The sequence below is a fragment of the Paraburkholderia sp. GAS448 genome, assembly GCF_050435685.1.
Lineage (GTDB): Bacteria > Pseudomonadota > Gammaproteobacteria > Burkholderiales > Burkholderiaceae > Paraburkholderia.
On sequence record NZ_JBNDKT010000003.1, the window covers coordinates 131312 to 151816 of the forward strand.

A 20505-nucleotide genomic window follows, 5' to 3' on the forward strand; every position below is an offset into this window, starting at 1 on the left:
TGCTCCGTCTTTCCAGGTCAGGCTGTAGCCCGTTTCAGGCATGGATACTTTGTGCGCCGGCTTTCGCGACCTGTGCGTCCTGGTCTGCCTTCACGCCCGACACGCCCACTGCGCCGACAACCTGTCCGTCGACGATCACCGGCACGCCCCCTTCGAGCGTGCCCGACAGCGGTGCGCTGAGAAACGCCATGCGGCCGCCGTTGATCATGTCTTCATACTGCTTCGACTCGCGGCGCCCAAGCGCAGCGGTGCGCGCCTTGTCGGTGGCGATATAGGCGCTGATTGGGGCGCAGCCGTCGAGGCGCGAGAGCGCGAGCGGATGGCCGCCGTCGTCGACGACCGCGATCGCGACAGCCCACTGGTTCTTCGCGGCTTCCGCACGGGCGGCATCGAGAATCTGCGTAGCTTCTGCAACGGTCAGGACGGGTTTGCTGAGCATGATGGATTTTTTTCCTGGTTGATGAAAGGGGTCTTTCTGGAGGTTCGATTCTTGGACGCAGGCCGGTGTTGTTTGCACCTTCCGGGTGCGTCGAATGGGGCTGGGATAGCAGAAAGACAGGCGCGTGAAGTGTGAGTTTGCAGTGTTGAGCGCGCGTCGTCCAGAAGGCCCGCGAATATCGGCGTACCCGCGTGCGCGGCTCCTTCAACACGGCAGGCTTGCTGCAGAGCGCACCGGGATCGTGACCGGGCAGCGCTCGAGATCGCCCTGCGCGGCGCGCTGCAGCCTCGGCGGGATTCGCACATAATCGCGAACGTAGCCGTTCAGGACGACGGGCGGCGGCTACGCAGGAACCTTCATATGTGTTCCCGGCGCACGCGCTCTCGTGCGCGGCGCCACGGGCGATCCCCGTTGCGCCCACGCCGGGAGTTCCTTTCAGTTCAATAACATCAAGATCATGACTTCATCCGACCAAACGCAGCGACCCTGGGTCAAGGTGTTGCTGCTGATTCCCTACATCGCGCTCCTCTGGCTACCGTTCTATAACCACATCGAGCCGCCGCTCTTCGGTTTTCCTTTCTTCTACTGGTATCAGTTGCTGTGGGTGCCGCTCACGTCGCTCCTGCTGTATGTCGTCTACCGGAGCGTCAAATGAACGAAGTGAAATCGGTCGACAGCATCTCGATGAGTGTCTTCATCGCCTTCTTCGTGCTGGTGACAGTGCTTGGATTCGTGGCGGCGCGCTGGAAACGCGGGGACCTGACGCAACTGCATGAGTGGGGACTCGGCGGGCGTCAGTTTGGCACGATCATTTCGTGGTTTCTCGTCGGGGGCGACTTCTATACCGCGTACACCGTGATCGCGGTTCCGGCGCTGGTGTTTTCGGTCGGCGCGTATGGCTTCTTCGCACTGCCGTACACGATCATCGTGTACCCGTTCGTGTTCGCGGTGATGCCGAAACTCTGGCAGATCGCGCATGACAAAAACCACATCACCGCCGCCGACTACGTGCATGGCGAATACGGCGGCAAGCTTTTGCCGGCGGCCGTCGCGCTCACCGGTATCGTGGCGACGATGCCGTATATCGCGCTGCAGCTCGTCGGCATGCAGGTCGTCATCAAGGGGCTTGGCGTGAACGGCGAACTGCCGCTCGTCGTCGCGTTCGTGATTCTCGCGGTCTACACGTATTCGAGCGGCCTGCGTGCGCCGGCGATGATTGCGTTCGTCAAGGACATCATGATCTACATCGTCGTGATCGCGGCGGTGTGGCTGATTCCGTCGAAACTCGGCGGCTACGGCGCGGTGTTCGATGCGGCCGACAAGTTCTTCACGGCCAAGGGCGGTGCAACCGGCATCATCTTGAAGCCGACCCAGTTCACCGCGTATGCATCGCTGGCGCTCGGGTCGGCGCTTGCTGCGTTCATGTATCCGCATACGATGACGGCGGTGCTGTCCTCGGCGTCGGCGAAGACGGTGAAGAAGAATGCGATCTTCCTGCCGGCCTATACGTTGCTGCTCGGCTTGATCGCGCTGCTCGGCTACATGGCGATTGCAGCGGACGTCAAGGTGCAGTCGGCCTCCGATGTGGTGCCGGCCCTGTTCAGCAAACTGTTCCCGGCGTGGTTCGTCGGCTTTGCGGCCGCGGCCATCGCGATCAGCGCGCTGGTGCCGGCGGCGATCATGTCGATCGGTGCGGCGAATCTGTTTACGCGCAACCTCTGGCGTCCCATGGTGAACCCGGACATCACGCCGGAGAAGGAAGCCTCGACGGCGAAGATTGTGTCGCTCGTCGTGAAGTTCGGCGCGCTGCTCTTCATCGTGTTCCTGCCGACGCAGTATGCGATCGATCTGCAACTGCTCGGCGGCGTGTGGATCCTGCAGATCTTCCCGTCGATCGTCTTCACGCTATACACGAAGCGCATGTCGACGGCAGGGCTGCTCGCCGGCTGGCTGGTGGGTATCGTGACCGGTACGGGCCTCGCGATTTCGCAGGGGCTGAAGCCGGTGTACGCGCTGCATGCGGGCGGCGGGACCTGGCCGCTCTATATCGGCCTGATCGCGCTGGTGGTGAACATCGTCGTGACGTTCGTGGTGTCGGCGGTGCTGCCGAAACGTGGCGCGATGGGGCAGGTCACGGGCGCATGATGCGGTAGCGGTCTTCAAGTCTGCAGGTCAAGACCGGTATGCTGAAGCAGGAAAGCCGACCTCGCGTCGGCTTTTTTGTTTGACCGTACGCGGGCGGTCAGGTCTGCACGGTGAGCAGATTCGCATCGCGCGCGAGGAGCCATCGCCCGTCCAGTTCCTTGCGCAGGATCGTGAGCGTGTAGCCGCTGCGCCGCACCGGCGCGGCACCGCCTGGCGGCGTGATCGTCAGGTCGAGGTAGTTGCGCAGGAAGGCCCAGTCGCCGAGGATCTGGAGTTCCCTGATGTCGCTCGTGCCGTCGATCAGGACGTTTTTCATCCCCTCGGACGCGGCCGCGAAAGCCTCCTTGCCGAAAGGCTTCTGACCCGGGACCATGAAGACCACGTCGTCGGCCATCAGGGTAAGCACGGTGGCGGTGTCGCCATTTCTGCTGGCACTCATCCAGGTGTCGATCAGGGTGCGGATGGCGCGTTCATCGTCGCTCATAGAGGTTTTCCTCGAATGGAATCGGTGGTCCCGCCCGGCGCGGAACGGCCGCGGATACCCGCGCGACGCTCGCAGCGTCCCGGCCTGGCCGTTGCTCCGGCGATCCGGCAGGGGTATTGTCCCGCGTCCCCGCTGGCTTGCCGGGCATCCACCCAGATCTTGTGCGATATCCATGCCCGGGGCAGTGCACGCCGGGGAAGGGTGCCGCCAGGTGTTTGTGCGTACGCCGGGTGGCATGAGCCTGGTTTTTTTGTCTATTTCTTCGGAAGAAGACGTCCGGTAGTATCTCCTGCGGAAACGTGAGCCGGGCCGGTCTTTGAGAACGTAATTCTTTCAATGATCTTTCTATCTGGCCTGAATCGGGTCCACAGCTTTTTCCGTTTTGCGCTGTCACGGTGATGCAAGACTTGCCTGACAGAATCCTGCACATAATGAAAAAATGCACGTCCCGGGGTAGATACGTGACCAAAAAATATAAGGTGCTGTTTCTCTGCAGAGAGAATTCGGCGCGCAGTGTGATGGCGGAAGCTTTGTTGCGCGAGTTGGCTGGAGACCGGTTCGAGGCGTTCAGCGCGGGGGCCGAGCCCGCCGCCCGCGTTCATCCGTTGGCTATCGCGCAACTAAGGCCGGGCATTTCCGAACTCAGCCGCCTCAATCCCAAAAGCTGGCTGGAATTCACGGGCAACTGGGCTCCCTGCATGGACCTCGTCATCGGGATGTGCGACCGCGTGGCGGAATACCATGCGCCGTCATTCCCGGGTGAGCCCGAATTCTGCCAATGGAATTTCCCGGATCCGCTCGGTGAAGGGATGACCGATGACGAGCGAGCCCGTGCCTTCGACAAGGTCTTCTGGCAGATCCTCCGGCGGGTCACCATGCTGATCGCGTTGCCGCAGTATGCGATAGCCGGCCAGGAGTCCGTCGTCGAGTCGCGGCTGGCGTTTCGCGGAACGGAAATGGTGCTCTCCAGCTAGGGTGCAGGCGCGATCGCTTTCGTCGGCCTGTCCTGTTCCGCCTATAAAGACGTAGTCAATGCGGTGAGCCACGCCGGGCTTGCGGATAGCAGCGCCGTCTCGAGTGTCTTGTCGAAACCTGTGAGGATGAAGAACCCGAAGACGACGAACATCGTCCCGAGAACCGTCTTTCCCGCCGCTCCGATCGAGCCGAGACGGCCCCGCCTGAGCATCGACACTCGCGACAGCAAGCCGGCAAGCGCGAGAGGCAAGCCGGCTCCCACGCCAAACAGACTCATCAGCAGTGCGATCCTGCCAAGGCTTCTACCTTGCGCGGCGAGCGTCGTCGCTGCGCCCAGCGTCGGGCCGACGCAGGGGCTCCATACCGCACCCAGAAGCAGGCCGACGGCGAACTGGCCGGACAGGCTGTCGCCTCTTATCCTGGTTAACCAGTTCTGGCCAGCTCCGCTTATCCCTGCTGTCGCGCGGCTGACCGCGGCCTGCAATCGCTGCGAAAGCATCGCGAACCCAAACAGGACCATCAGCACGGCGGCGCCATGACGAAAGACGTCGTTGTCGAGCCCGAGCGATACGCCCACTGTCGCCACGAAAACGCCAATGGCGGCAAAGGAGATACCTAATCCGAGGGCGAGCGCGATGACGCCAAACCGGTGGGCAGCCAGCGCCGACGCCACGAGGATCGGCACGAGAGGTAGGGCACAAGGCGACAGGATAGTCAGGACACCCGCCATGAATCCCACCGCGTACGTGCCCAGCGTGAAGTCCATCACAGGGCCTTGGAAAACGTGTCCTTGATGTCCTGCTCACGCGTCTGTCCGGTCGATCGAGCGACTTCGCGACCGCCCTTGAAGACCACGAAAGTCGACTGCTGGCTGACTTTCAGGGCGCGCTTCAGGGCGACTTCCTGATCGAAGTCGGCCTCGAGGATGATGACGCCTTTGAACTCGGGCTGCGCGGCGAGGTGGTCCACGATGGGTTGTTGAATCTTGCAGGTCGGGCACCAGGTCGCGTGAAAGTAGACGATGTTGGGCGCGCCGGCGGCGTTCAGGCTGTCGAAAGCGGACTGGGTGAAGGCCTGCTCGCCGGCAACCGCGTAGCCGGCAACGAACAGCAGGCTCGAAGTGACGAGGAGCTTCCGGATAGCGTTCATCATGTGTGCCTGTTTCCTGATAAGTGCGGCGGTTGCGCGCGGGCGAACGCGGCCGCGCAATGCAAGGGTCGTCGCGCTATTCGACGATCGGCTTGCCCTGCGCGTCCTTTACCTTCGCGCGCCATTGCGAACGGATTTCGCTTACCACCGGGTCCGGAAGTGGAATGTAATCCAGCGCTTCGGCAGCCCGGTCTCCATGCCGGAACGCCCAGTCGAAAAACTTCAGGGTTTCCTCGGCGTGCCCGGGCTTGTCCGGCGTCGTGTGCAGCAGCACGAAGGTCGCACCAACGACAGGCCATGCGTCCTTGCCCGGCTCGTTGGTCAGGATCTGATGGAACGATCTCGACCAGTCGGCCCCGGCGGCGGCCGCCTTGAAAGCGTCCGGGCCCGGTCGCAGTGCGTTGCCCGCTGCATTCGTCATGGACGTGTAGGCCATGTGGTTCTGCTTCGTGAAATCCCATGCCACGTAGCCTATGGCGCCGGGCAGCCGCTGGACGAACAGGGCCACCCCTTCGTTACCCCGGGCGCCAGCACCATGCGGCCAGCGGACATTCGTGCCCTCGCCTATCCGGCGCTTCCATTCCGGATTGACCTGTGAAAGATAGTGGGTCCAGATGAAGGTCGTGCCAGAACCGTCCGACCGACGAATCACGGCAATCGCAAGATCGGGCAGTTTGACGTGCGGATTCAGTGCGGCAATGATGGGGTCATTCCAGTTGGTGACCTTGCCGAGGTAGATGTCGCCGAGCACCGGGCCGGAAAGCGTCAGGTCGCCGGGTCCAACGTCCGGAAGATTGACGACCGGCACCACACCACCCACAACGGTCGGGAACTGGATCAAGCCATCCTTTGCCAGGTCTTCATCCTTGAGCGGAGCGTCGGAGCCCGCGAAGTCGACGGTTTTGGCGAGGATCTGCCTGATGCCGTCCGACGAACCCACGCTCCGGTAGCTCACCTTGCCGCCGCCGCTCTTCTGGTAGGCATTGGCCCAACTGGCATAAATGGGAGCAGCGAACGTGCTGCCGGCACCGCTTATGTCGGTGGCTTGCACCGCGACGGCGAAGAGCGCGCCAGTCACGGCAGTCAGAGTACGCGCCGGTATCACGAACGCCTCACCTGGTATGGTTGTCTGTTCTTCAGTGGCTAGCCTGGCGATCTATTGCCGCGTGGATAAGAGCGTTCCCCGGGTATCGGCGGAGCCTGGCGTCGCGAATTACGAGGCTTTAATTACAGGACGGTGAGGGTGGAGTTGCCAATTGAATCGGGCTATCAGAGGAGGCGCATCTTTCTGAAAGGGGCTGGGCAACTGCGGACTGGATTTGCCGGCTCCTGCCGCCCGCGTGTCACTTGCATGTCACCGGCGTGTCAGATGGCGAGGGTTGGCGAAGCGGCCGCCAACGGCGGAATAGCGGGCGAAACGGCTCTTTGTTCTTCGGATGACGAACCTGGCGCGCGCGTAGACTTGGATCTGTCTCCACGTTCTCCATGATTTTCCGCACTGCCGGGATCATTGGAACGTTTCACGTGCCGCGGGTCTTCCGGCCCGCGGCGCCTTTCTTCCTGCCGGGGAGAAAGAGTGGATCCGCAGCAGGGGAGCGCCGCGGGGCCTTCGCGTTGGCGCTCCGGTTCGACGGTACTGCACGGTGAAAAACCTCAACCGATGTCCATGAAATCGATACTGGACCTGTGTACTGACGATGTCGCACACGAAGCGTTGCTGTGCGCGCTCGATGGACAACATCTGCTCGTCGCCATTTATGACACGAGTGACCGGCTCGTTTTTGCCAACAGCGCGTTCCGGCATTCCTTCGGCCTTGGCCGTAACGATGGCGAAATCACTTTTGCCGATGTGGTGCTGCGCGGCGTCCTGAACCAGCGCGGCACGCGCATCGAAGGCGACGATGCGCTGGCGTTCATCACGAATGCACAGGAACTGCGACGCCAGCACGCGGGGCAACGCACCTTCGCTGCCGAACTGATGGACGGGCGGTGGTTCTCGATGACGGAAACGCTGCTCGACAACGACTGGATCGTGGTGGTCGGCACCGACATATCTCACCTGAAGTCCACCGAAGAGGCGTGGATCGGCGCGCACGAACGCGCACTGAAAGAAGCCCGCACGGATGTGCTGACGGGGCTTGCGAGCCGGCGTCATTCGATGTCGGCCCTCGAGCTTGCGATGTCGGCTTCCGCGGGCGCGCAGACGCCCCTCACCATTGCGCTCGTCGACCTGGATCACTTCAAGCGCATCAACGATCTGCACGGGCACGCGGCCGGCGACGCTGTCCTGCGCGACTTCGGCGAGGTCTGCCGGCAGGCGACGCGTCAATCGGACATCGCCGGTCGTATTGGCGGCGAAGAATTCCTGGTGGTGTTTCCCGGCACGCCTGTCGAGCATGGCGCATCGGCTGTCGAACGGATGCGGCGCAACGTGCTTGGCCGCAGGGTCCGGTTGGCGGACGAGTCGTCGATCAGGTACTCGTTTTCCGCGGGCGTTTGCCGGTTCGAGATTGGCGACGACCTGAATGCAACACTGGCACGCGCCGACCGCGCGCTGTATTGCGCGAAAAGCGCGGGGAGAAATCGCACCGTCTCCTGGGGCGCGCCACCTGCCTGACCGCCGGCATGGGTAAGCAGCGAGCGGTTGAGTTGAGATGCCTGTTTCCCGTGTGCTGCTTGCTTGCGATGCTGTGAACCTTCAACTTCCCCGCGCGGCGCAGTCGCGTCATGTCGACTATCCGTGGCATAGTGCGGCCCATTGACCCGATGGGAGTGACGCATGGCCACACTGGAACCGATTCGCACGCACCTCGCGAAGTCCGCAACTACCGCCGCAAACGCGGGCGCATCGCGCAACGGCAGCCATCGATGAATATCAATCCCGACCTGAGCCAGCAGGACGAAGTCGTCCTGCTTGACGCCGTTCCCGGTCCCGCTTGCGAGCCTTTCCTTGTGGCCAGCGAGCGGCGCATCGCGCTGTCGTACCGGATCGCCGATGCGGACTTCGAACGCTTCGGCCCGTTCGATGACGATGCGGAACCGTACTGCATGATCCTGTTCACAGGGACCGATTTTCATCGGCTCGGGCCGCCAGGCGACGACGCGCTCGACATGCATCCGCTTGCGTCACGCGGTCTCCAGTCGTATTCGGCGCACGAGGTGGTGAATTCGTCGCTCGTTGCTGAAGGGTGGGACGTCGCGTCGCCGCAAGCTTCGCTGCGACATTTCGTGTTCACGTTCATGGACGCCACGTTTGAATGCGTCGCCGTCGACTATACGGTCGCGGGGGTGTTCGGCTCCGGCGACATCGCTGCCAGGGAGGCGTTCGCGCTTGTGCGCTGATCTTGTGGGCGCGGATAGTCGAGGGTCGTGACAGGGGGCGACCGAATGGATCGCGCGGTGCCTGCGCGCTGCCCCCGGATCGATAATCGTTGCGGGTCAAGGCCTTGGCGTAGGTGTGCCGGTGTTATCCACAGCCTTGCCAACAGAATCTGTGGGTAACTTGCGTCGTTTCCTGAGAGCCTTTATGGACAGGGGTTTGTGGGCGTGTGAGGAATTAGCAATGAGGTCCGGCAGGCTGGCTTTTCGCGTTCTCCCACGTTTCCCCATGCGCTGCGTTGCACTGGAAACTCGTGGAAAAGGGTGGAAAGCAGGCAGCAAATCAAAACATGTGTTGTGTGTTTTATGCGACACACAACCTGTCTGACAGACTTTCGTCCGCCCAGTCGTCCATGGTCTGGACACCTTACTTGTCCACCCACTCGCGTCTGCGGATAATGTCGTCCGGGGTCTTCGTGCTGCGGAACAGCACGCTGCAATCCCCTATCATGGATTCCCCACGACACGCCGCGCCGCGCTGGCGGCAACCCTCCAGCAACGGGCAGGGCAGTGCCATGACGAGGTTCGCGATTACCTGACGGCGCTACAGTTTGCCAGCCAGTGTCGCGGCCATTCCTCCAGCAAGGCACTGAACGACGACGAATGGCGCATGCTCGCGCTCGCCCCCTCGATGCGGCACTAGGGACTGTTTGCCCGAAAGACTTCCTTTTACGTCTCAGAAAAACAGGATTCCTATGGATGATCCGGCTGTGCTTGATCTCTACGTGGCGCTGGGTTGCGTCGCGTTGTTCTGTGCTGTCCTGACAGCCGCGATTCTTGCCGGCAGGCGGCGGGAAAGGACAGGTCACTTGCTGGGAGGCGGCAACAGAAACCGTTCTGATGCGCCATGAATCAAACGTGCCGGATTTCCTTCAAGAATTGTCAAGACACGCCTATCCCATATTGATTGCGTTGACCTGCCGGGTTTTAGATGTTGAGGTAACGGGCTTGGCAGTTGACGCTGCGTCGCTGGTCTTTTTCAGGGAGCAGGGAGTGGCAGAGTTTGATCCATTACACCAGGGTGTCACGGGATGCCAGGCGTATTTTCTTGATGTACCCGGCACGGATAGCGCGGCGGCGCTGTCGGTCGTGTCGTTCGAGGCGACCGAAAAGATGGGCGCACCTGTCGAGGTGCGTATCGAGTTGACCCATCCGCAACAGCTTGCGCGCTCCGATTACCTGAGCCGCGACGCGACGTTTTCCATCGTGCCCGACGATGGCGCGCCCCGGAAGTTCTCCGGATTCATCGAGCGTTTCTCGACGATCCAGACCACGAAGGATTTCACGAAGTACCGGATCGTCCTGAAATCGCACTTCGGACGGCTCCAGGCCGTCACGAACACGCAGGTCTTCCAGCAGCTCACGACGCCGCAGATCATCCAGAAAATCGTGTGCGGCCACGGCATCCCGGATCACCTGGTATCGCTCCGCCTGCGCCGCCAGTATCCGGTTCAACTGTGGCGTTTCCAGTACCGGATGACCGATTTCGACTATGTGCACATGCTCATGGAAAAAGCCGCCATCTACTGCTTCATCGTGGAGACGGAATACGGCGACCAGATTGTATTTGCAGATGACATCGACCATTACCTCTACGACGATCCGCAACGGATCGTACCGTACCGGGAGGCCGCGGGCCTGGAGGCGGGCGGCGTCGAAGCGGTGACGACACTGAAGACTCACACGGAGACGGTGCCGCAGTCGTTCATGGTCGCGGACTACAACCCGGAGCAAGCCTGGGAGCGGTTCAGGGACGAGGCCAACATCGCGCCGCAGGACCCGACGACCTACGGCCAGCCCTACATCTATGGCACGCATCACCTCGACCAGGCGGGCGCGAAGTGGGAGGCGCAGCTTCGTCATGAGGCGGCCATCGCACGACAGGTCATCTACGAGGGCGAGAGCAACGTGCTGGCGTTGCAGTGCGCGCGCGTGCTGGAGACTGATATTGTCCTGCGCGATGCGCCGAAAGGCCAGGTAGTTATCGAGGTCACGCATTGCGGCGTGCGCGATGCGTCCTATTCAAACAGCTTCAAGGCGATTCCTGCCGACCGGAGATTCAGGCTCCAGCTTGAACCGCAGAAATGGGCACGCATCTCCGGTACGCTCAGTGCCCGCGTGTGCAGCCCGGATAAATACACCTATGGCTATCTGAATTCTGCCGGATATTACGTAGTCCGTCTGGATGCCGACTTCGGGACCTGGCCCAATGGCGGTGAGAGTGTGCCGCTGCGCCTTGCAAAGCCCTTCGCGGGCAAGCTGCAAACCGGCATGCACTTCGTGGCGCTGGATAACGACGAGGCCGTGATTTCCTTCAGGGACGGGGACCCGGACAAGCCTGAAATCACCGCCTTCCATCACCATAGCCAGGCGCGCGACCTGGTGACGAACGACCGGCGCTGGCTCTCGCGCAACATGATCCGCACGCAGGCGAACAACAAGGTTCGCATGGAGGACTGGGCGGGCCAGGAAGGCATCAAGGTCAGCACGGAGCACTCTGGCAAGTCGCAACTGAATCTCGGTTACCTGGTGAACAGCAAGCTCGAATACCGGGGTGAAGGCTATGAGCTGAGGTCTGCGGGATGGGGGGCGCTTCGCGCGGGTAAGGGTGTGATGGTCACGGCCTACGACCGTCCAGGCGCGAGTGGCAAGCAGCTTGACATGCAGGAAACCATCGCCCAGCTCGAAAGCGCCCTGGCGACGGCAAAGGCGCTGGCAGCGTCTGCCAGCAGTGCGAAGGCCGAACCTGCGGACACCGGTGCGCAGCAGCAGATGAAGGAGGATTTCGACGGCCTGAAGAAGCCGGGGCTGCTGATGAGTACGCCCGCCTCTGCGGGCATCGTCGCGGGTGGCGGTGTGCAGCTTTCAGCGCAGGACAGCATCTCGACTGTCGCCGGAAAGAGTGCCGACTGGAGCGTGTTGAAGCGGTTCACGGTCGCGGCGGGTGAAAAGATTTCGCTGTTCGCGCAGAAGTTCGGCTTCAAGGCTTTTGCTGCCCAAGGCCCCATCGAGATTCAGGCGCAAAGCAATGCCATGTTATTCATTGCGGACAAGGACCTGACGATGGCGAGCGTCAACGGCGCGGTGCGTATCAGCGCGAGGAAGGAACTCACACTCGAATCGGGAGGGGCGTTTATCCAGTTAAAGGACGGCAACATTACCCTAGGAGGGCCGCTCGACCTGTTCCTGAAGGTCATCACGATCCAGAAGAAGGGCAAGGCGTCGATGCGTGTTCCCGTATCTGCCTTGCCGATACCGGTAGATATGAAACGGTATAGCAATCTGCTGGATCTTTCGGGCCTAGACGTGGTGTCAGACGACACCACACACGCGTGGGCGCACACTCGATACTACGTTTCAGAAAAGAGTGGGACGACGCTAGCGAGTGGAACCACTGACCGGTTTGGTACGAGTCCGCGCTTCTATACGAAAGAGCAGGAGCAGGTCGATATTTGGGTAGAAGGAAATGAATGGCTCGCGACGGAAGAATTGCGTGAGCCTAATGAATAAGCATCCGAAGGATAGCAGACGTGAGTGACGATCTAAGCGAATACTATACAGTGCGCGAGCACGATACGCTAAGCGGGATTGCGAGAAGTAAAGGTGTGGCGTGGCAGGATATCGCGCGCGAAAACGGAATTAGCGATCCGCGAACATTGCGCCCCGGTCAGCGACTCAGGATTCCCCGCAATGCAGGGAAAGTGCATGCCCACGTGCTTGATGTCGCACACAATCCGCTGTCGGGCGTATCGTATCGAATCCAGAGCGCGGGCCGGACGGTATCTGGAAAAACATCGTCGAGCGGCCAGACTGATGACTTTTGGCCGACTGCCGCGGGGCAGAAGGTGGAGTTTTTTATCAAGAAGCTGAGCGGCGAGTGGAAAAAGGTATACGAAACAACTTCACACGAGATCGATAAGATGGTGACCCTAGTGAGTCCTCGTCTCAAACTTGCCGCAGAAACTCACCCTCATCCAGAAAACATCCAAGCGTCGCAGTTGTCACCACGTCCGCGTCCCAAAGCCGAGGCAACTGGCCAGCAGACCCCTTCGAAGTTTGCACCGGGGAAAGGGATCAAGACTGAACAAGCTACCGAAAAGGATGGGACCGCCATCATGAAGGTGACAAGCGACGACGCGTCGCTCGATGAGTTTCTGGAAAAGTACACCGGCGACCCAATCACTGAGGACGATTACAAGGATGCTGCGAAAGAATTGGGCTGTAAGGTCAACGCAGTAAAAGCGGTCCACGAAACAGAGGTCGGCGCAGGAAGTTTCACCATCGTGGACGGACGCACTGTACCGAAGATCCTGTATGAGCGGCACTACTTCTACCGGTTGTCTGGTAAAAAATATTGGGATACCAACCCAGACCTCTCGTATCCCGTCGGGTATTACCGTATGGGCACGAAGTATCTGAAGAAAACGCAAAAACTGACCAAGACGGACGGAACGTCAGAGGATGTTGACGTGTGGGTTAGATTCGACAAAAAGAAGGACAAGGATCAAGCGACTGATGCAGAAAAAGGAAAGCAATTACTTGATGAAGGCGTATTGACAAAAGAACGCGATACCTATGGATCGTTTAGCTATCGACGTCTCCGCAAAGCCTTCAGATTGAATGAAACAGCCGCTTTGGAGTCGTGCTCGTGGGGTGCGTTTCAGATAATGGGCGCTAACTACAAGACACTTGGTTATTCTACGGTCCAAGAGATGGTGAGGGACCTGTCTCGATCAGAGAGACCGCATCTGAAAGGATTTGTGAATTTCGTCAAGGCAGACCCTGCATTGCTGAAAGCTATACAGAAAGAGGACTTCACCACATTTGCGTCCCACTACAACGGACCCTCGTACGCAGAGAATAACTATGATGGGACGATGAAGCGTCACTTCGACGATCTAGAAAAGGCAACCGCGACCAAGTCCGGCAAGGAAGCAAAGTGATGAGCACGTTTTCGAAATTGAAGTATGCGGCAGTGGTACTGATGTTTGCATGCAGTCACGCTATTGCCGATGATGCACGATCTGGAATTTACACACTGCGCTCGGTGCCTGGCACCCAGCTGGATTTTCGGAAGGTCTATCTGGCCTTAGACGGCATAAAAGCTTCTGGCTTCTTTGACAATCCGTTTACGCGGCCGACCGCCAACGATCCCGACGCTGACCCGACATGCCGTTTTTTTCTCAGTGGCGAGGTTACTCCACAGGGGGAGATTCGCCTCGATACTTGGTATCCCGATAGACAGTCTGGAAAAATTGAAACTGGCGCACCGATCATTTTGAAGAAAAAAGGGGAGGCTTGGGTGGCTACGGTCAGCGGGGATCTGCCGAACTGCGACGCACCGACAATCGACACGGGGGACTTCCTGACGCTCAAGTCGTCAAGACCTTGGCGCAACTTCGCCTTCGTCAACAAGTCCAAGACTTTCCTGTATTCGGCGCCAGATGATGCGGAACGCACCAAAGGCTATCTGGTACGTTTTGACGCGGTCGCTGTGCTTGAGAGTGATCACGAATGGTTGCACGTTGACTATTTCAGGAACGATGCTGACGTTGTTCGTTGGGTGAAGGGCTTGGACTTGACCGAAAGATAACCCGGATTATGCTGTGGAGCTTCGTAGCGCGCCGTGGGGGGCTAAGTTGGCCGCCTAGCCCGGGCGAGCGGGTGTCTTTTTGTGCGTGATTACGGCGATCCAGAAATCCCAGGGTGTGATTTCTACAGGGCAGCGTCCAGTAACAGTTCCTCGATGCCGGGGCCGTCCGCCGACTCCGCCGTCAGCGTCTCCAGGTACTGCCCGAGGCGCTGCCAGGCGTCGCGCCTCACCTTCGCATAATCGTACTGCTGGTAGCTCAGCAGCAGGGCGGGGTTCAGGCGCTTCTCGCGGCCTCACTGCTGACTGCGTGATTCAGGCAGGCTTCGATGATCGGCTGACGCACGCCGCACGGCTGCATGAACGTGGCACCGCTACGCCGCAGGTCGTGCGCGCTCGTGCTGCTGACGGGTGGGTTCCTCGCCGAGCTGCCGCCTGACCTGTGCCTGTTCCAGCTTCACCTTCGCGGCGACCGTCTGTTGCTGGCCTGCCGGATCGCTGCCACGCGATACCCGCAGGCGGATTTCCGCGAACGTCTCGCGGATCGCGTCGAGCGTTTCACGCGGCCATGCGCCGAGCGCCACTTCGCGTGCTGCGCCGTCGTAACGGTAGCGGTAGCGGAAGTGCACCGACACGCTGCCGTCCTTACCTGCATGCGCCTTGCCCGCAAGACCGCTGCCGTCCCGGATGATGCGGCCTTTGTCGGCTGGCTGGAGTGCAGTCAGGACCACTTCGCTGAAGTCCGGTGCTGCCGTTTTTGCTGCTGGTTCCCCCACATCATTCCCCACAAGTTGACCGTGATGGAACGATTGTAGTCAGGGCCGGGCAAGAGCGGTCAACATGTAAGTTGTTGAAGTTAAACAGGTTAGGTGTCACTAACCTGTGTTGCGCTGCGGGAGAAAATACTCCACAGCCTTGTGAACAAAATGTGGGGATAAGTCACATGCGAATCGTTTCGTGGCGGCTGTCATGGTCGACGTCGACGCCTTCAAGCGCTACAACGACCACTACGGCCATCTCCGGGGCGACGAATGCCTGCGTACGATCGCGCAAACGCTGGTCGCCGCGGCAAGGTATTCCACCGACATCGTCGCGCGATATGGTGACGAAGAATTTGCGCTGCTTCTGAAAGACGCCGACCGGGAAGGGACGCTCGCCGTCGGCGAGCATATCCGGCAGGCGGTCGAAAACCTGCGGATTCCGCACGCGACAAGTCCGGCCGGCATCGTCACGATCAGCGTGGGCGTGGCAGCGGATAGGGCGGGGAACAGGGACGATGGCGGCGGCGGAGACCTGATTGCCGCATCGGACAGAGCGCTTTATTCGGCAAAGCGACTCGGGCGTAACCGGACCTGCATGGCCGTCGCGGATGATCAGAAAGAATGAGCCCGCGTCGCCGTTCCATGCTCTTGGCGTCGTGCTTCGATCATGGCTGCGAGCATCACGCCGTCCTGCACGCGTGCGGCCCGATGATGTGAAAGCGGCAGTGCGTACCCGGTGGAACGGCAAGCCACCTGTCCCACCGGGTAACCCGGCGATGCGATGCCTTACTGGACTTGTGCCGGTGCTGCCTGGCGTTGCGCAGCCTGCTCTTCAGCATGTTTCTTTGCGAGGTGGTGTCCCACGACGCAACCGCCGACGGCGCCGACCACGGCGTGGTGTCCGGCATAGTGGCCAGCCACCCCGCCGACGACCGCGCCTTTCAGGCAGCCGGCGGCATTTGCCGTTCCGGCTGTTGCGAGCACCAGTGCCGTGGCTGCGAGTGCAAATGTGTGCAGAGCTTTCATTCTGAGTTACCCCGTGTGTTGTGTGAGCGGAAAGTGGTGACGGTCCGCCCGATTTCAATCGCCATCCCAGCCGTGACGTTCATGCCACTCGCGTTCCCGCTCTTCGTGATGGCGCCACTGCCGTTCGCGCCACTCGCGACGCTCCCGCCATTCGCGCTCGCGCCAGTCTTCATCGCCACCGTACGCCACGACGGGTGGCTGGGCATAAACAACCGGAGGCGGCGGCGCGTATTCGGGCTGTGCCGGCACAAACACGGGTCCGGGGATGCCGACGTCGATACCGACATCGACACGCGCAGACGCAGCGCAGGAAACAGCCAGCACAGCGATGCCCAGCATCGCTTTCAACGCGTTCTTGATCATTTCTTTTCCGCTTCGTGCAGTGAGTGCAAGGTTAGTAATCAGGAGCGGAGTTTAGGTGCCGTGACAGGTTGCAGGTGCAACGGCTGTGCGATATTCGTAACACGTCGTTACTGCGCGACGGCTTGTAGGCGGCTCGCGACATCGAACGCAGCGACACCCGCCTGCGCGACCTGCGCGTCGTCGAGCCGGTATTGCAACACCAGATGTCCAGCGCTATCGATGATCGCAATCACCATGGGCCAGCCTTGGCGCAAGGCTTCTTCTTCGGCTGCCCTCGCGGTGTGCCGCGCGCCGCTCTTTCAGGTGTGCGAGCGGGTCGAAGCCGGGAAGGTGGAGGTCGTGCTTGCCGGCTTCGAACCCGAGCCCGTGTCAGTCCATCTCGCCTGCTCGTCCGGAAAATCCGTGCCGCGGCGCGCGAGGGCGCTGATCGATTTTCTTGCCGCGCGGCTGTCCGCCGGGATGCCGGTCTGGCCGGCAAACTTCTGAGGATTTCTCGGAAACACGCGTCAGAGCTTGCCTGGCAATTTCCCTTGGTGTCAGATAGACGGTCTTGCGCCACCAGTCGGGCCGGGCCGGGCGGTAGCGGTCACGATACCTATACAGACCATGATTCCATGCGAATCGCATTAAAAAGCGTCGCCGGGGGAAGCAATGGACCACTATCAGGTCGAGAAGGACATTCAACATCTCGAACAGATCATCAACCACATTGCGGCGAACGACCCGCTTCCATTGTCGTACTGGCGCAACCGCGTGCAAACGGTTGCGGCGGCGGCGATTGTGCCGGCACAGCGAGGCCGCGTAAACCGGCTGATCGAGGCGCTGCAAGCACTGGAAGCCCGTTCGAAGGAGTTGCGTGCGCAAGGCACGGAAGGCGCGCCGGGCTCATTGCAGGAACCCGAGGGAAGCTAGAGAAGGGGACCCGGGTAGAGGCGGCGGTATCGGCTGCCGACGCACCCGGGAATCCCGCGAGGCGCCGCAAATATTGCAAGCTGCCACGCAATAATTGCAAGGTGCGCAGGTTGCTGCATGCGCCGCTCGTACCGATGCGGCACGCAAACGTTTGGTCAAAAACCAGATCGCGCATAGTCGCGACAGCAATGACACGCGATCCGTTACGAGCCTCCTGTTCGGAGCCCGCGACGGAAGACCTGGGTGCGTCTATCGCCTGATGACGCCCATCAGCAAGGTCACGAGGAAGATCACGAGGAAGATGAAGAACAGAACCTTCGCGATCTCAGCCGCGCCAGCGGCGATCCCGCCAAAGCCGAAGACAGCGGCGATGATCGCGATGATGAAGAAAATGACTGCGTATCGAAGCATGAAGGCCTCCCACCAATAGAGTGCCGGGTTGATCTGATGTCGCTCGACGGCGTCGTCTCACGGGCCGGTGAGGCCAACGCCGCAAGGGGAAACAGCAACCGCTGTGCCCACATCCGGAAAAACGCGCTCTGCCCGTGGGCATCTGTCCCGAACGGGCCGATGAGTTTGTGCGGACACCTTCGCGCGTTGCGCGGATGCCTCCCGCGATCCTGGCCCTTATCCGGATCACGGCAGGCATCATCGCCCGTCACGGAGACCCACTGTGGCCAGTCGCGAAGCGCCTCCGTTGTACCGGAATAGACGAACGAGATGGAATGAAAAAATATTTCGGATTCCAGATCGTCATTTATAAGATTATTTTTTTTGATACGACGATTGAACATCTACTTCCTGATGATCAAAAATTGTCAGTTCTGTTTTCAAGGGAGTAGATCATTGATAGTATGATTGATTAGATATGCTTATATCTTTAATTAAATATCTGGGGCGCTGAAAATGGAGAAATGAGAAGGCCTGCCGAAAAAAGTACCAGTATGACCCTGGGCGGAGGCCATTTGCAGAGCGGGATCACACAGCACGTCCAGGTCGCTGACATGCGCCCATGTGCGACGTCGCCGATATCGAACGGAATTGACCTGCAATTCTTCGTTTCGAATTATCGGAGTCGTCTCACGAAGTGCGCGTTGAACACGACGAACAAGGCGCGTCGGGCGACGAGAGCAGAGCCTTGTCATGACAGAAAAAGCTACAGGCCGGAATAACTGAATTCGATGAACGCCATCCTGATCGAGCAGCTCAACAAGACTTACAAGCTGGACAGTGTCGAGACTATCGGCCTTGCGGACGTGTCGGTGCAGATCGCGCCGAATCGGCTTACCGTGCTGAGCGGTCCGTCGGGAAGCGGCAAGACTACGCTCCTGAACATGGCTGGATGCATCGATCGGGCGGACAGTGGTCGGATCGTGATCGCCGGGCAGGACACGGCGCGTTTATCGGATAACGCCCTGTCGGACTTCCGCGCCCGCCAGATCGGCCACGTATTTCAGACATTCAATCTGTTGCCGGTGCTTTCGGCCTACGAGAACGTGGAGTATCCGCTGCTGATGGCGCGGGTGCGGGCAGACGCGCGATCCCGTCGCGTGATGCATCTGCTCGATGCGGTGGGGTTGGCGAACAAGGCGCAGCACCATCCGGGGCAGCTTTCTGGCGGCGAACGTCAGCGCGTCGCCATCGCCCGCGCGCTGGCGATGGCTCCGCCCCTCGTGCTCGCCGACGAACCGACGGCCAGTCTCGACAGCCACACCGGTGCTTCGATCGTCGAGTTGATGCGTCGCATCCAGCGAGAGCGTCGCGTGTCTTTCGTGATCGCCTCGCACGATCCGCAGGTCATCGGCGCCGCGGACGAGGTGGTGCGGATGCGCGATGGCCGCATCGTCGATTCGGGTCCTGTCTCGCAAAGGGAGGGCGCGTGATGCATGCCTTCTGGCTCGCGCTTCGAAATCTGCAGCGCAATCGCCGCCGTTCCATGACAACGCTGCTTGCCATGGTAGTGGGCGTATGCGCACTCCTGCTGTTTGGCGGGTTCAGCAGGGATATCACGTTGGGTATGCAGACCGATATCGTGCAGCACAGCGGTCATCTTCAGATCCAGCGGCGCGGCTTCTTCATGTACGGGAGCGGCAATTCGGCGGCGTATGGCATCCGGGATTACGGGCGGCTGGTCGCCGTGTTGCGCGGTGATCCGGTGCTCCGGACCATGGCGCTCGTCGTGACGCCAACGTTGCAGTTGGGCGGCGTCGCGGGCAATTTCAACGCCGGCGTTTCCCGCACGGTGATGGCGGAAGGCTCGATCGCCGCCGACCAGAGCCGCATGCAGGAATGGAACGACTATGGATTTCCGCTCACGTCCCGACCGTTTGCGCTCGAAAACACCGCCGAAGACGCCGCCGTCGCAGGCGTAGGACTCGCGCGCGTGTTGCAGCTGTGCGTGCCGCTGCATATCCAGGATTGCCGGCCGGACGAAGTCATGTCCGATCACCCGGTGGCCGCCGCGTCCGTCGATGCGCCCACCGACGTGATGGCTCTCGCGGCGCTCGAAGTGCCTGCAGGGCGGGCTGACAGCACCGCCCGCATCGACGTTCTCGCCGCGAACACGCATGGTGCGCCCAACGTAGGAAGCTTCACGGTCGTCAAAGCTGAAGAACAGGGCGTCAAGGAATTCGACGATGTGTACCTCGCGCTCCATCTGCCGCGGGCTCAACGTCTGGTTTATGGCGGTGACGAGCCGAGGGTGACGGCGTTGGAAGTGCAACTTCGGCATACGAACCAGTTGCCCGCCGCGCGCCAGCGCATCGAGCAGATTCTGGCGACGCAGTTCGCCGACCAGTCGCTCGCGGTGCTCGACTTTGCGACCCTCAATCCATTTTACGGGCAGACCAACAGCATGTTCTCGGTCATCTTTGGATTCATGTTCGTGATGGTCAGCGTCATCGTGCTGTTTGTCGTCAGCAACACGATGAGTATGGCGATCATCGAACGCACGGTGGAAATCGGCACGCTGCGCGCCATGGGCATGCGCCGCGGCGGCATCGAGGCGTTGTTTACGCTCGAAGGCCTGCTGCTCGGCTTCGCCGGCGCGGCGGCGGGCGTAGTGATCGCATTGCTGCTGGCCATCGTCATCAACCATAGCGGTCTGTCATGGACGCCGCCCGCCCGTACCGACCCGGTTGCGCTGACCGTGCGTGTCTGGGGCGCGTGGGAGCAGATCGGCATGACGTTTTTCAGTCTCGCACTGGTGGCGAGCCTGTCCGCCTGGTGGCCAGCGCGCCATGCCGCAAGACTGTCCATCGTCGACGCGCTGCGCCATGTCTGA

General features: G+C 60.7%; 23 protein-coding genes and 1 pseudogene. 14 read left to right on the forward strand and 10 right to left on the reverse strand.

All coding sequences use genetic code 11. The features are described from left to right. Positions 1–34: 34 nt before the first annotated feature. Positions 35–439, reverse strand: coding sequence for a heme-binding protein (locus P3T23_RS07050; RefSeq protein WP_429315466.1), 405 nt, complete (start codon positions 437–439; stop codon positions 35–37). Between the two features lie 457 nt (positions 440–896). Between P3T23_RS07050 and P3T23_RS07055 the strand changes: the two genes are divergently transcribed. Together P3T23_RS07055 and mctP are read left to right on the forward strand one after the other, a co-directional pair. Next, entirely contained in the window at positions 897–1094 is a 198-nt protein-coding gene (locus P3T23_RS07055; RefSeq protein WP_429315467.1) for a DUF3311 domain-containing protein, read from the forward strand. Then, positions 1091–2584 (forward strand): monocarboxylate uptake permease MctP, encoded by a 1494-nt coding sequence (gene mctP, locus P3T23_RS07060; protein WP_429315468.1) that lies wholly within the window; start codon positions 1091–1093, stop codon positions 2582–2584. Before P3T23_RS07055 ends, mctP begins: the two co-directional genes overlap by 4 nt. A gap of 97 nt (positions 2585–2681) precedes the next feature. Here mctP and P3T23_RS07065 read toward each other — a convergent pair whose 3' ends face one another. Beyond that, entirely contained in the window at positions 2682–3068 is a 387-nt protein-coding gene (locus P3T23_RS07065; protein WP_429315469.1) for an SgcJ/EcaC family oxidoreductase, read from the reverse strand. Positions 3069–3529: 461 nt separating this feature from the next. On the opposite strand from P3T23_RS07065, the gene P3T23_RS07070 reads away from it, so the two are divergent. Beyond that, positions 3530–4042: an arsenate reductase ArsC gene (locus P3T23_RS07070; protein WP_429315470.1), complete on the forward strand. Its 513-nt coding sequence runs from the start codon at positions 3530–3532 to the stop codon at positions 4040–4042. Positions 4043–4083: 41 nt separating this feature from the next. Here P3T23_RS07070 and P3T23_RS07075 read toward each other — a convergent pair whose 3' ends face one another. The 3 genes from P3T23_RS07075 to pstS form a co-directional block, all read right to left on the reverse strand. After that, complete coding sequence (locus P3T23_RS07075; RefSeq protein ID WP_429315471.1) at positions 4084–4809, reverse strand: cytochrome c biogenesis CcdA family protein; 726 nt, start codon at positions 4807–4809, stop codon at positions 4084–4086. Next, complete coding sequence (locus P3T23_RS07080) at positions 4809–5195, reverse strand: thioredoxin family protein (protein ID WP_429315472.1); 387 nt, start codon at positions 5193–5195, stop codon at positions 4809–4811. Before P3T23_RS07080 ends, P3T23_RS07075 begins: the two co-directional genes overlap by 1 nt. Before the next feature lie 73 nt (positions 5196–5268). Then, a complete protein-coding gene (gene pstS, locus P3T23_RS07085) occupies positions 5269–6297 on the reverse strand; it encodes a phosphate ABC transporter substrate-binding protein PstS (RefSeq protein ID WP_429315473.1) in 1029 nt (342 codons plus the stop codon). A 561-nt stretch (positions 6298–6858) separates the two neighbouring features. Between pstS and P3T23_RS07090 the strand changes: the two genes are divergently transcribed. The 5 genes from P3T23_RS07090 (at position 6859) to P3T23_RS07110 (ending at position 14163) form a co-directional block, all read left to right on the forward strand. Beyond that, entirely contained in the window at positions 6859–7809 is a 951-nt protein-coding gene (locus P3T23_RS07090) for a GGDEF domain-containing protein (RefSeq protein WP_429315474.1), read from the forward strand. A gap of 110 nt (positions 7810–7919) precedes the next feature. After that, positions 7920–8534 (forward strand): hypothetical protein, encoded by a 615-nt coding sequence (locus tag P3T23_RS07095; RefSeq protein ID WP_429315475.1) that lies wholly within the window; start codon positions 7920–7922, stop codon positions 8532–8534. Positions 8535–9683: 1149 nt separating this feature from the next. Next, the gene (locus tag P3T23_RS07100; RefSeq protein WP_429315780.1) at positions 9684–12080 is read left to right on the forward strand and encodes a type VI secretion system Vgr family protein; all 2397 of its coding nucleotides are present in this window, start codon (positions 9684–9686) and stop codon (positions 12078–12080) included. A 20-nt stretch (positions 12081–12100) separates the two neighbouring features. Beyond that, positions 12101–13513, forward strand: coding sequence for an N-acetylmuramidase domain-containing protein (locus P3T23_RS07105; RefSeq protein ID WP_429315476.1), 1413 nt, complete (start codon positions 12101–12103; stop codon positions 13511–13513). After that, positions 13513–14163: a hypothetical protein gene (locus tag P3T23_RS07110; protein WP_429315477.1), complete on the forward strand. Its 651-nt coding sequence runs from the start codon at positions 13513–13515 to the stop codon at positions 14161–14163. Before P3T23_RS07105 ends, P3T23_RS07110 begins: the two co-directional genes overlap by 1 nt. Before the next feature lie 371 nt (positions 14164–14534). On the opposite strand, the gene P3T23_RS07115 is transcribed toward P3T23_RS07110, so the two are convergent. Continuing rightward, entirely contained in the window at positions 14535–14936 is a 402-nt protein-coding gene (locus P3T23_RS07115; protein ID WP_429315478.1) for an Arm DNA-binding domain-containing protein, read from the reverse strand. Positions 14937–15114: 178 nt separating this feature from the next. On the opposite strand from P3T23_RS07115, the pseudogene P3T23_RS07120 reads away from it, so the two are divergent. Beyond that, positions 15115–15546: pseudogene (locus P3T23_RS07120) on the forward strand (diguanylate cyclase); the annotation flags it as partial. Positions 15547–15707: 161 nt separating this feature from the next. Here the strand turns inward: P3T23_RS07120 and P3T23_RS07125 are convergent. From P3T23_RS07125 to P3T23_RS07135, 3 genes are all read right to left on the reverse strand, one after another. Then, positions 15708–15947 carry a hypothetical protein gene (locus tag P3T23_RS07125; protein WP_429315479.1) on the reverse strand — a complete coding sequence of 80 codons (240 nt, stop codon included), beginning with the start codon at positions 15945–15947 and terminating at the stop codon, positions 15708–15710. Positions 15948–16001: 54 nt separating this feature from the next. Next, positions 16002–16310 (reverse strand): hypothetical protein, encoded by a 309-nt coding sequence (locus P3T23_RS07130; protein WP_429315480.1) that lies wholly within the window; start codon positions 16308–16310, stop codon positions 16002–16004. Between the two features lie 107 nt (positions 16311–16417). Beyond that, positions 16418–16546: a hypothetical protein gene (locus P3T23_RS07135; RefSeq protein ID WP_429315481.1), complete on the reverse strand. Its 129-nt coding sequence runs from the start codon at positions 16544–16546 to the stop codon at positions 16418–16420. Here P3T23_RS07135 and P3T23_RS07140 point away from each other — a divergent pair. Then, positions 16545–16796: a hypothetical protein gene (locus P3T23_RS07140; protein ID WP_429315482.1), complete on the forward strand. Its 252-nt coding sequence runs from the start codon at positions 16545–16547 to the stop codon at positions 16794–16796. The genes P3T23_RS07135 and P3T23_RS07140 overlap by 2 nt on opposite strands. A 165-nt stretch (positions 16797–16961) precedes the next feature. Then, complete coding sequence (locus tag P3T23_RS07145; protein ID WP_429315483.1) at positions 16962–17222, forward strand: hypothetical protein; 261 nt, start codon at positions 16962–16964, stop codon at positions 17220–17222. 249 nt (positions 17223–17471) lie between these two features. On the opposite strand, the gene P3T23_RS07150 is transcribed toward P3T23_RS07145, so the two are convergent. Beyond that, positions 17472–17633, reverse strand: coding sequence for a DUF1328 family protein (locus P3T23_RS07150; protein WP_429315484.1), 162 nt, complete (start codon positions 17631–17633; stop codon positions 17472–17474). Between the two features lie 134 nt (positions 17634–17767). On the opposite strand from P3T23_RS07150, the gene P3T23_RS07155 reads away from it, so the two are divergent. The 3 genes from P3T23_RS07155 (at position 17768) to P3T23_RS07165 (ending at position 20505) form a co-directional block, all read left to right on the forward strand. Next, positions 17768–18064 (forward strand): hypothetical protein, encoded by a 297-nt coding sequence (locus tag P3T23_RS07155; protein ID WP_429315485.1) that lies wholly within the window; start codon positions 17768–17770, stop codon positions 18062–18064. 339 nt (positions 18065–18403) lie between these two features. Continuing rightward, the gene (locus P3T23_RS07160) at positions 18404–19105 is read left to right on the forward strand and encodes an ABC transporter ATP-binding protein (RefSeq protein WP_429315486.1); all 702 of its coding nucleotides are present in this window, start codon (positions 18404–18406) and stop codon (positions 19103–19105) included. Then, on the forward strand, positions 19105–20505 hold the full coding sequence (locus P3T23_RS07165) for an ABC transporter permease (protein ID WP_429315781.1): 1401 nt from the start codon (positions 19105–19107) through the stop codon (positions 20503–20505). The genes P3T23_RS07160 and P3T23_RS07165 overlap by 1 nt, the downstream gene beginning before the upstream one ends.